The sequence below is a fragment of the Caulobacter sp. B11 genome, from assembly GCF_002737765.1.
Classification (GTDB): Bacteria; Pseudomonadota; Alphaproteobacteria; order Caulobacterales; family Caulobacteraceae; genus Caulobacter.
The window spans coordinates 1-10,163 of record NZ_PEGG01000058.1; the positions used below are offsets into that span (position 1 = coordinate 1).

Consider the following 10,163-nt stretch of genomic DNA (forward strand, 5'->3'; position numbering starts at 1 on the left):
TCACCGTGCAGAACACCCTGGGCGTCACTGGCGTCCATCCGGTTCCGGTCGACATCGTCGAGGCCCAGGCCCGCGCCGTGCTCGACGACATCGGGGCCGACGCGATCAAGACCGGCATGCTGGGCGACGTGGCCATGGTCGAGGCCGTGGCCCGGGTGCTCGACAGCGCGCCCGGCATACCCGCTGTCATCGATCCGGTGATGGTCGCCAAGGGCGGGGCCTCGCTGCTGGCCCAGGCGGCGGTCGGGGCCGTCTGTACCCTGATGATCCCGCGCGCCGCCCTGCTGACCCCTAACGCGCCCGAGGCCGCCGCCCTGACCGGGCTTGAGGTCGAGACCACCGACGACCTGCGCCGCGCCGCCGAGATCCTGCTGGGCCTCGGCGCTCGGGCGGTGCTGATGAAGGGCGGGCATGTGGGCGGCGAGCGGGTGGTCGACCTGCTGATCACGCCCCAGGGCGAGACCACCTTCGAGGGCGAGCGGATCGACACCCGCCACACCCACGGCACCGGCTGCACCCTGGCCTCGGCCTGCGCCGCCGGCCTAGCCCAGGGGCTACCGCTGACGGAAGCGGTTGCGCGGGCCTGGAGCTATGTGCACGGCGCCATGCTGCATGCGCCGGGCTTCGGGGCCGGGCACGGGCCGCTGGATCATGGATGGATGAGACGCTGATGGGCCAGACGCTTGAAGACCGGCTCGTCGACATCATCCACGGCGTGCCGAGCACGATGCAGGTGTTGCGCACCGTCCGTGACCTGAACCTGCCCGACTGGATGATCTTTTCCGGGGCAGTCTATCAGCCGGTCTGGAACCACCTGACCGGCCGGGCGCCCGACTATGGCATCCGCGACTATGACGTGGCCTATCACGACGCCTCCGACACCTCCTACGAGGCCGAGGATGTGGTGATCCGCAAGGTCGCCGCCGCCTTCGAGCCGCCGCTGCGCGACCTAGTCGAGGTGCGCAACCAGGCCCGGGTGCATCTGTGGTTCGGCCAGAAGTTCGGGGCGGACGAGCCCTATCCGCCCTTGCTGACCAGCGCTCACGCCCTGGAGCGGTTCGTGGCCACGGCCTTCTGCGTCGGGGTGCGGCTGGAGCCCGACGACAGCCTGCGGGTCTGGGCCCCGTTCGGCCTGGACGACCTGTTCGCGATGCAGCTGAAGCCCAATCCCAAGCGGGTCAAGGGCGCGGGCGGCTGGGACCGGACCACCGCCTCGGCCAAGGCCCGCTGGCCCGAGATCACCATCGCGGGGGATTGAAGGCCGTCGAACAACATTGTTTCGGTGACAATGTTGGCTTTGCTCGGCCCATTGATTGGTCCTATCAGGTCGGGTCGACAACCTTCACCGGGAGCCGCGCCATGCGCCAGTGGACCATCGACGCCTTCGCCTCGGCACCCTTCAAGGGCAATCCGGCCTGCGTGGTCGAGCCTCTGGACGCCTGGCCCGACACGGCCTGGATGCAGGCCCTGGCCGCCGAGAACAACCAGGCCGAAACCGCCTTCCTGCTGAAGACGGAGGATCCGGCCCGCTTCGGCCTGCGCTGGTTCACGCCCACCCTTGAAGCGCCCCTGTGTGGTCACGCCACCCTGGCGGCGGCCCACATGCTGTTTAACGAACTCGGCGCGACGGCCGAACTGCTGCGCTTCGACACCCTGTCGGGCGAACTGACCGTGCGGCGGGCCGGCGAGCGCCTGGAGATGAACTTCCCCGCCGATCCGCCGCGCGAGGTCGCCGCGCCGCCCGGCCTGGCCGAGGCCCTGGGCGTCACGCCCGTCGAGGTGCTGGCCGGGGCCTATCTGATCGCGGTTCTGGAGGACGAGGCCGCGGTGCGCGGCCTGAACCCCGATCTGATGGCGCTCAAGCGGATCGGCGAGGGCGTCGCGACCGGCGGGCCGGGCCAGACGATCGTCGTCGCCCTGGCCGATCCCGACAGTCCCTATGATGTGGTCAGCCGCTTCTTCGCGCCCGGCTTCGGCATCCCGGAAGACCCCGCCACCGGCTCGGCCCACTGCCTGTTGTCGCCGTTGTTCTCGGCGCGTCTGGGCCGTCCGACCCTGAACTTCCATCAGGCCTATCCCGGGCGCGGCGGCGACCTGGAATGCGAAAGCCGCGGCGCGCGCGTACTGTTGCGCGGCCGCGGCGTGACGGTGGTGGAGAGCCGGCTCCGGGTGGAGCCGGGCTCGATCTAGACCCCCGGAGGCCTAGTAGCGGTAGGGCCGCTCGCCATAGCCCGCGCCATAGTCGCGATCATGGCGCTCATAGCGGATCTGGGCGCTGATGCGATCGAAGCGGCGGTCGAGGTCGGCGCGTTCCCAGCGGGTCAGGCCGTTGGCGCGATAGCGGTATTCGAGACGGGCGGTTTCGCGCAACTCGGTCTTCAGGCGCATGGCCTCGCGGCGGTTCAGGTCGCCGGTGCGGACGCCGCGGTCGATGCGGCGCTCCAGCTGGTCCTGGCGCTGGTTGATATTGTAGCCCTGCGCCGAGGCGGCGGCGGGAACGGCGACGGCGGCGACGGCCGAGACCGCGGCGATCGAAATCAGAATCTTTTTCATCGTACGGTTCCTCTAAAAGGGTCCGTCGTCTGGGTGACGACGTTGACCCCTAGAGACCACGCCCAGCCTGAAGCGGTTCTGAGCCGTTCGTTGTCTGGCGTTCAGGTTCGCCGACCGGTGGTCGGCTCGGGTCTGGCGTTCAGGTTCGCCGACCGGCCTTGGCCCTAGGCCGCGGCGGAGCGGAGAGCGGTGTCGTGCGCCGCCGCGACGGCGTGTTCGATGGCGGCGTAGAGCTTGGTCACCTCGATCGGCTTGGCCACGTGGCCGTCCATGCCGGCCGCCAGATAGGACTCGACCTGGTGGACCAGGGCGCTGGCGGTGACCGCCACGATCGGCACCCGCGGGCGATGTTCCGCCGATTCCAGGGCGCGGATGGCGCGGGCGGCGTCGACGCCGTCCATCACCGGCATGTGGATATCCATCAGGATCACGTCGTAGCCGCCCAGCTTCGAGGCCTCGACACAGGCCTTGCCGTCCGCGACCAGCACGACCTCGGCGCCCAGGGGCGCCAGGACGGCGGCGATGACCTTCTGGTTGGTGGGATTGTCGTCGGCCGCCAGCACGCGAAGGCGCCGTTCGCCGAACGTGCTGGCCTGGGGCTGGACCTCGGCCTCGGCCATGGGCTCGGCGCGGGGAATGGCGACGACCACGGTGAAGGTCGAGCCCTGGCCCTCGCGGCTCTGAACGTTGATCTCGCCGCCCATCACCGTGGTCAGTTCGCGGCAGATGGCCAGGCCGAGGCCTGAACCGCCGAACCGCCGGGTGGTCGAGTTGTCGGCCTGGACGAACTTGTCGAACAGCCGCGGCAGGGTCTCCGGGTCGATGCCGATGCCGGTGTCCATGACGTCGACGCGCAGGCCCGAGCCGTTCTCGGCCGAGCCGAATCGCACCGAGACCGACCCTTCGAGGGTGAACTTCAGGGCGTTGGAGATCAGGTTGCCCAGGATCTGGCGCAGGCGGTCGACGTCGCCGCGCCAGGCGCCGAGCGCCTCGGGGGCCACGGAGACCTCGAAGGCCAGGTTCTTGTCGCGCGCCTGGCTGGCATAGGTTTCGCGGACCTTGCCGGCCAGATCCGACAGGTCGAAGTCGCGCTCGATCAGGTCCAGCCGGCCGGCCTCGATCTTCGACAGGTCCAGCACATCATTGAGCACCGACAGCAGCAGGGTCCCGGAGTCGCGGATCACCGCCAGGCGCTCACGCTGGGCCGAGGTCAGGTCGTCCATGTCCATGACCTCGGTCATGGCCAGCACGCCATTCAGGGGCGTGCGGATCTCGTGGCTGATATTGGCCAGGAAGTGGGATTTCAGCACATTGGCGGCGTTGGCCGCGTCGCGCGCCTTGACCAGCTCGGCCATGGCCCCGCGCAGGTCGTGGTCATTGATCTCCAGTCGGGAGACCAGATGGTTGAAACTGTCGGTCAGGCTGTGGAAGACGTCGTCGTCGCTGGCCTGCTCAACGGTCTTGAACTGGCCGCCGACCGCGACGACCTGCATGGCGGCCGACAGCCGCTCCATCGGCTTGGTCATGCGTCGCGCCAGGCCGTTGGCCAACAGGATGGCCAGGCCGGCCGAGCCGAAGAACAGCGCCCCGGTCAGGGCCAGGTTGCGGGCCAGGATATCGATCAGGCTGGGCTGGCGCGCCACCAGTTCGACGGTGCCGACCCGGCGGCCGGCCATCTGCACCGGCTTGACCAGAACATCGACGTCGTGGGCCCTGGCCGCGCCGGCCTGGGCGACGACACGGCCTCGATCGTCCAGAAGCCGGACAGCCGCGACATGCGGGGCCGAGGCGATGGCGGCCAAGGCCCGGCCCGCGTCGGCGTCATTGTGATCGGCCAGGGACGCCGCCGCGCCGGCGGCGACCATCTGGGCCAGGACATCGTGATTGGCGCGCGATTCCTGCCGCGCGACGCCCCATTGCTGCAACATGAAGCAGGTGCTGGCCGCCAGTAGGGCCATCACCGTGGTGATCAGGGCGACGCCGGCGATGCGCACCTGAAGCGGCGCGTGAGTCGGGGTCTCGAGGCGGCGGTCGTCGATCATGGCCCGTCCGATGGGGTGACTGAGCCGCACAGTGCGGCAATCTCCCTAACGTTTCGCTTCCGGCAAAGGGTATTTCGCGACAAAACAACGCTAACGGTCGTTTCCTAATTGCCAGGATCTTAACTTTGCGTTTACCTTATTTCTTAGGGTTTCGTTAAGGAGATGGGTCTTGGAAAAGGTATTTGTTGCTCAACGTGTGGCCAGCAAGCTGTACGTGACCGAAGGCGCGATCGACACGGCCATGGTCGAAGCCGCCGCCCTGATGGCCGATCTGGTCCAGGGTCGTAAGGACCTCGGCCTGTCCGCCGTCGTCGGCGACAAGGCGACCGTCAAGGTGATGCAAGCCCTTGCCGCGCTTGGCGAAGCGCGTGCGGCCATGGTGGAAACCCACCAGGAGCTGGAAGAGGTCAAGCTGCGCCTGGGCGTGCGCACCAAGATGGCGGGCTGGGACGAGCGCAAGCTCCAGGGCGCGCTGAGGAGCCCGCGTCTGCGCGAAGCAGGCTGAGCCTCGCCGAATCTTTCAAGACTTTAACTTCGCGGGGCCCCTATTGTGAGATAGGGGCCTTTGCATGATCAGCCTGGTATTTGTTCTTCTCTGGGGCGCGCATATCGCCGTCGTGGCGCTGGCCTGGTGGCGCGGCGGCGCGGCCGAGCGGCTCGCCGCGAGCCTGGTGATCACCTCGACCATCGTCGCCAAGCTGATCTATATGGGCCTGTCGGAGGCGAGCCAGACACTGCCCCTGCTGGCGGTCGACGGCGGATTGGCCCTGGGCTTCCTGATCCTGTCGCTGCGGTTCGTGAAATCGTGGCTGGGCATCGCCATGGTGCTGGAAGGCGTCCAGTTCAGCCTGCACGCCTACTTCCTGGTCGCCGACCAGCCGCATGACATGATCTATGCCGCCGTCAATAATGTGGTGACCGGCGGGGTGCTGATCTGCCTGCTGGTCGGGACGATCCAGCACTGGCGTCGCCGCGCGGCGCTCGCAGCAAGATAATTGCCGACCGCGACGATTTAGCGGCCCCAGGCGGAAAATCTCTCCTTGCCTTTGGCCTCGAAACGGCGTTTCTCGCCGGCGGGCCACGCCCCCCCAACGGGGCGCTGTCCATCTGTAAGGATGGGAGACATCGCTATGACCACCCTCGCCAAGCCGGCGCAACGCCCGGCTCGTCCCGAGTTCTCTTCCGGCCCCTGCGCCAAGCGCCCCGGCTGGACCCCCGAAAATCTCAGAAACGCCGTGCTGGGTCGCTCGCACCGCTCCAAGCTGGGCAAGGCGCGCCTCAAGGCCGCCATCGACCAGACGCGCGACGTGCTGGAAGTCCCCGCCGACTTCCTGATCGGCATCGTCGCCGGGTCGGACACCGGCGCCGTCGAGATGGCCATGTGGTCGATGCTCGGCGCCCGCCCGGTCCAGCTGATGGCCTTCGAATCGTTCGGCAAGGACTGGGTCACCGACGTGACCAAGCAGCTGAAGCTGCCCGACGTCGAGGTGCTCGACGCGCCCTACGGCCAGCTGCCCGACCTGTCCAAGGTTGATCCGGCCAAGGACCTGGTCTTCACCTGGAACGGCACCACCTCGGGCGTCCGCGTCCCGAACGCCGACTTCATCAGCGCCGAGCGTGAAGGCATCGTGATCTGCGACGCCACCAGCGCCGCCTTCGCCCAGGACCTGGACTGGACCAAGCTGGATGTCGTGACCTTCTCCTGGCAGAAGGCGCTCGGCGGCGAAGGCGCGCACGGCGTTCTGATCCTGTCGCCCCGCGCTGTGGCGCGCCTCGAGAGCTACACGCCGGCCTGGCCGATGCCCAAGCTGTTCCGCATGACCAAGGGCGGCAAGGTCAGCCTCGACATTTTCGAGGGCGCGACCATCAACACGCCCTCGATGCTCTGTGTCGAAGATGCGCTCGACGCCCTGAAGTGGGCCGCGTCGATCGGCGGGCTGGAAGGCATGCAATCGCGCGCTGACCAGAACCTGGCCGTGATCGCCGACTGGGTGGCCAAGACCCGTGGGTCGATTTCCTGGCCGCCACGCCGGAGATTCGCTCGAACACCTCGGTGTGCCTCAAGGTCGTAGACTCCAAGATCTGCGCCCTGCCGGAAGACGCCCAGGCCGACTTCGCCAAGAAGCTGGCCAGCCTGCTCGAGAAAGAGGGCGCCGCCCTCGACATCGGCGGCTATCGCGACGCCCCGGCCGGCCTGCGCATCTGGTGCGGCGCCACCGTCGAGGCTTCGGATCTCGAGGCCCTGACGCCCTGGCTCGACTGGGCGTTCGCCACCCTCAGCGCCGACCTAGTCGCCGCTTAACTCAACGTACTGCGCCGAACCCCTCCCCCTTGCGGGGAGGGGCAGGGGTGGGGGTGAGCCCCGCCCTGTCCGCGCTGACACCCCCACCCCCAGCCCCTCCCCGCAAGGGGGAGAGGAGAAGGTTCCAAAATCATGACCGCTCCCGCGTCCTCATCGCTGACAAGCTTTCCCCCGCCGCCGTCGACATCTTCAAGAATCGCGGCGTCGATTTCGACATCAAGGTCGGCCTGACTAAGGACGAACTGATCGCCGTGATCGGCGACTATGACGGCATCGCCATCCGCTCGGGCGCCAAGCTCGACAAGGACGTGATCGCCGCCGCCCACCGCCTGCGGGTCATCGCCCGGGCCGGCATCGGCGTCGACAATGTCGACATCCCGGCCGCCACCGCCAAGGGCATCGTGGTGATGAACACCCCGTTCGGCAACTCGATCACCACCGCCGAGCACGCCATCGCCATGATGTTCGCCCTGGCTCGCCAGCTGCCCGCCGCTGATGCGAGCACCCAAGCGGGGAAATGGGAGAAGAACCGCTTCATGGGCGTGGAGCTGTACGCCAAGACCCTGGGCCTGATCGGGGCCGGCAATATCGGCGGCATCGTCGCCGACCGGGCTCTGGGCCTGAAGATGAAGGTCGTGGCCTACGACCCCTTCCTGTCGCCCGAGCGCGCCGTGGAAATGGGCGTCGAGAAGGTCGAGCTGGACGACCTGCTGGCCCGCGCCGACGTCATCACCCTGCACACGCCCCTGACCGACAAGACCCGCAACATCCTGTCGGCCGAGGCCCTGGCCAAGACCAAGAAGGGCGTGCTGATCGTCAACTGCGCCCGCGGCGGCCTGGTCGATGAAGTCGCCCTGCGCGCCCTGCTCGACAGCGGCCATGTCGGCGGCGCGGGCTTCGACGTCTTCATCACCGAGCCGGCCAAGGAAAACCCGCTGTTTGGCAGCGACCGCGTCGTGGCCACCCCGCACCTGGGCGCCAGCACCAGCGAAGCCCAGGAGAATGTCGCCCTGCAGGTGGCCGAGCAGGTCAGCGACTATCTGCTGACCGGGGCGGTGACCAACGCGCTGAACAGCCCGTCGATCACGGCGGAAGAGGCCCCCAAGCTGAAGCCCTTCGTGGCCCTGGCCGAGAAGATCGGCGCCCTGGCCGGTCAGATGGTCGATTTCGGCATCAAGGCCATCGACATCGCCTATGAGGGCGAGGTCTCCAAGCTCAACGTCAAGCCGATGACCTCGGCCGCCCTGGCGGGGATCCTCAAGCCGATGTTGGCCGAGATCAACATGGTTTCGGCTCCGGCCGTGGCCAAGGATCGCGGCATCACCGTCTCCGAGAGCCGCCAGGAGGTCAGCCCCACCTATGACAGCCTGATGCGCATCACCATCACCACCGAAAAGGGCAAGCGCGCCTTCGCCGGCACGGTGATCGCCGGCGCGCCGCGCGTCGTCGAGGTCAAGGGCATGGAACTGGACGCGGCCTTCTCGCCGGCCATGCTCTATGTCAACAACCTCGACAAGCCCGGCTTCATCGGGGCCCTGGGCATGCTGTTGGGCGAGGCGGGCGTCAATATCGCCACCTTCAACCTCGGCCGCGTCTCGGCCGACGAGGACGCCATCGCCCTGGTCGGTATCGACCAAGCCCCGGACGCCGCCCTGCTGGCCAAGATCCAGGCCCTGCCGCACGTCAAGGAAGCCCGCGCCCTGACATTCTAAGGACAGGTTCCCTCTCCTCGCAAGGGGAGAGGGGACACGCCGTGCGAAGAGGATCAGCATGCCCTTTCGACCCTTCGCCAACCGCAGGATCAACGGCGTGTTCTTTGCGCTGTTCATCGCCATGGCAGCCTTCGCCCTGTGGCGGGCGCTGGTCCCGCCCGATGGCAGCGTCGGCCTGATCCCGTGGGACAAGGCCAAGCATTTCATCGTCTTCTACGGTCTGGCCGGCTGCGCCAGCCTGGCTCTGCCGCGCAGCCGGCTGTGGCGCATCGGCCTGGTGGTGCTGGCGTTCGGCGGGCTGATCGAGCTGATCCAGCCCCTGGCCGGCCGTGACGCGGATCTGGGCGACCTGCTGGCCGACGCGCTGGGCATAGCCGCCGCCTTTGGGCCGATGATCGTGGGGCGCTGGCGGGATCGCTGAGGGCGTAGGACTAGGTCACCCTTCCTCACCTCACCGTCTCCCCGGCGAAGGCCGGGGCCCAGATCGAACCCCGAGATGCGAGTGATCTGGGCTGGGTCACAAGGCGCATCATCCCCAAACGCTCAAGCTGAATCTGGGCCCCGGCCTTCGCCGGGGAGGCGGAGTGATAGAGGATTGCGCCCTTACGATCTCTCCTAAGCCTCGAACGTCCCCCCGCGCCCCTCGCCGTCACGGAACCGCGCCGCGCCCGCCCGGGCCTCGCGGCGCAGGGGCTCCAGTCCGCCATGCGCCTCGGCGGTGAGCGCCGCCGCCAGGCTCGCATCCCACTGGCCAAAAGCCGAGGCGCGGTCGGCGCGCAGGCAGATCTGCGGAAGGCGGCGATCTGGGCGGCCAGGGCCTGGGCCTCGACCAGGGCCGAACCGTCGGCGACCACCCGGTCGGCCAGGCCCCAGGACAGGGCCTCGGCCGCACTGACCGGTCGTCCGGTCAGGATCATGTCCAGGGCCCGGCCCTGGCCGACGATGCGCGGCAGACGCACCGTACCGCCGTCGATCAGCGGCACGCCCCAGCGGCGGCAAAACACCCCGAACACCGCGCTCTGGGCCGCCACCCGCAGGTCGCACCACAGGGCCAGTTCCAGTCCGCCGGCCACCGCATGGCCCTCGACCGCCGCGATCACCGGCTTGGACAGCAGCCGCCGCGTCGGCCCCATCGGCCCCTCGCCGTCGGGATCATAGCGCTCGCCGGCCCCCTCGGCCGCCACGGCCAGATCGAAGCCGGCGCAAAAGGTCCCGTTCGCCCCGGTCAGGATGGCCACGGCGGCGGTCGCGTCAGCCTCGAAGGCGTCGAAGGCGGCGTTCAGCTGCAGGGCCGTGGCCGGATCGACGGCGTTACGCTTGGCCGGCCGGTTGATGGTCACGGTCCAGACAGGACCATCGGGCTCGACTGTAACCGGGTTCATCGCCGCTCGTCTCCACACTGCTCAGGCTCATCATCGCGGGGAGAGGCGGCGTTTGAAACCGCCCGCCCGGCGATCTCCGCGGGTCGCCCGGTGTTCGGGGGCGACAGCGACGTTCGTCGTCCCAAGGGGGTTTGACGAAGATCAAGACGCCGGAAGTGCGCCAAGCTATAGC

At 68.4% G+C, this 10,163-nt stretch carries 10 protein-coding genes and 1 pseudogene; 8 read left to right on the top strand and 3 right to left on the bottom strand.

Going from position 1 to position 10,163, the window contains the following annotated elements:
- The 3 genes from thiD to CSW58_RS03865 form a co-directional block, all read left to right on the top strand.
- Positions 1-671: bifunctional hydroxymethylpyrimidine kinase/phosphomethylpyrimidine kinase (gene thiD, locus CSW58_RS03855; RefSeq protein ID WP_099446381.1), on the top strand; the 671-nt coding region annotated here is incomplete at its 5' end.
- Entirely contained in the window at positions 671-1,258 is a 588-nt protein-coding gene (locus CSW58_RS03860) for a nucleotidyltransferase family protein (protein WP_099446382.1), read from the top strand. The genes thiD and CSW58_RS03860, both read left to right, overlap by 1 nt.
- Before the next feature lie 101 nt (positions 1,259-1,359).
- On the top strand, positions 1,360-2,190 hold the full coding sequence (locus CSW58_RS03865; protein ID WP_099446388.1) for a PhzF family phenazine biosynthesis protein: 831 nt from the start codon (positions 1,360-1,362) through the stop codon (positions 2,188-2,190).
- 12 nt (positions 2,191-2,202) lie between these two features.
- Here the strand turns inward: CSW58_RS03865 and CSW58_RS03870 are convergent, their stop codons facing one another.
- Positions 2,203-2,553 (bottom strand): hypothetical protein, encoded by a 351-nt coding sequence (locus CSW58_RS03870; protein ID WP_099446383.1) that lies wholly within the window; start codon positions 2,551-2,553, stop codon positions 2,203-2,205.
- A 164-nt stretch (positions 2,554-2,717) separates the two neighbouring features.
- Positions 2,718-4,595 carry an ATP-binding protein gene (locus CSW58_RS03875; protein ID WP_099446384.1) on the bottom strand — a complete coding sequence of 626 codons (1,878 nt, stop codon included), beginning with the start codon at positions 4,593-4,595 and terminating at the stop codon, positions 2,718-2,720.
- A gap of 196 nt (positions 4,596-4,791) precedes the next feature.
- Between CSW58_RS03875 and CSW58_RS03880 the strand changes: the two genes are divergently transcribed.
- From CSW58_RS03880 to CSW58_RS03900, 5 genes and pseudogenes are all read left to right on the top strand, one after another.
- Entirely contained in the window at positions 4,792-5,100 is a 309-nt protein-coding gene (locus CSW58_RS03880; protein WP_369825067.1) for a hypothetical protein, read from the top strand.
- Positions 5,101-5,164: 64 nt separating this feature from the next.
- Positions 5,165-5,590, top strand: a complete 426-nt coding sequence (locus CSW58_RS03885) for a hypothetical protein (RefSeq protein ID WP_099446386.1) — start codon at positions 5,165-5,167, stop codon at positions 5,588-5,590.
- Positions 5,591-5,725: 135 nt separating this feature from the next.
- A pseudogene (locus CSW58_RS03890) lies at positions 5,726-6,897 on the top strand (phosphoserine transaminase).
- Between the two features lie 152 nt (positions 6,898-7,049).
- Positions 7,050-8,609: a phosphoglycerate dehydrogenase gene (serA, locus tag CSW58_RS03895; RefSeq protein WP_099446389.1), complete on the top strand. Its 1,560-nt coding sequence runs from the start codon at positions 7,050-7,052 to the stop codon at positions 8,607-8,609.
- Positions 8,610-8,667: 58 nt separating this feature from the next.
- The gene (locus CSW58_RS03900) at positions 8,668-9,030 is read left to right on the top strand and encodes a hypothetical protein (protein ID WP_099446387.1); all 363 of its coding nucleotides are present in this window, start codon (positions 8,668-8,670) and stop codon (positions 9,028-9,030) included.
- 25 nt (positions 9,031-9,055) lie between these two features.
- On the opposite strand, the gene CSW58_RS03905 is transcribed toward CSW58_RS03900, so the two are convergent.
- A complete protein-coding gene (locus CSW58_RS03905) occupies positions 9,056-9,991 on the bottom strand; it encodes a crotonase/enoyl-CoA hydratase family protein (RefSeq protein ID WP_236627635.1) in 936 nt (311 codons plus the stop codon).
- Positions 9,992-10,163 lie beyond the last annotated feature (172 nt).